The sequence below is a fragment of the Fructilactobacillus sp. X2R1C1 genome (assembly GCF_059901435.1).
Genome location: NZ_JBWXUV010000017.1, coordinates 1 through 683 on the forward strand (window position 1 = coordinate 1; position 683 = coordinate 683).

The 683-nt window shown below is 42.5% G+C and carries 1 protein-coding gene; it reads left to right on the forward strand.

Going from position 1 to position 683, the window contains the following annotated elements; genetic code table 11:
• Positions 1-683 (forward strand): MFS transporter (locus AC6UDG_RS07245; protein WP_500706931.1); only part of this gene is annotated, 683 nt, incomplete at both ends.

Genomic DNA, 683 nt, shown 5'->3' on the forward strand with positions numbered 1-683 from the left:
ATGCCATACTTGCTAGTGGGAGCTCCAATCGCTGCCATCGTGTTGGTATTATTGCCAAACGCTGGATCCTTTGGGTTTGGTTACGGATCGTTTGCCGCTTTACTTTTTGGTGCTATCACAATTGCTGTGATGGATGTTTCGTCAAATGCATGTATGCAACCTTCCAAGATGATTGTTGGTGACATGGTAAATGAAGATCAAAAGGATTTGACCTGGTCATGGCAGCAGTCCTATGCCAATCTAGGTGGAGTATTTGCGACGTTATTGCCATTTATTTTAACGGCAATTGGAATTTCTAACGTTGCCCCAAAAGGTGTGGTTCCGTTATCGGTTAAGATGTCTTTTTACATCGCTGCTGCAGTTCTTTTAATCATGTCATTGTATACGGTATTATCGGTTCACGAATACAGTCCAACGGTCTACGCTAAATACCATGGGATTGACGTTAACAGTCAAAAAACTAAGAGTAGTTTAATTAAATTGTTAAGAACTGCTCCTCGCCCGTTTTGGGAAGTTTCGTTCGTCCAATTCTTTAGGTGGTTTGCTTTTCAATACTTATGGACCTATGGAACTGGTTCAATTGCTAAGACTATTTGGCACGTTACTGATCCAACTTCTGCTGCATACCAAGCAGCCGGGAACTGGTTTGGAATTTTGTCAGGAATTGAGGGACTGGCTGCTGC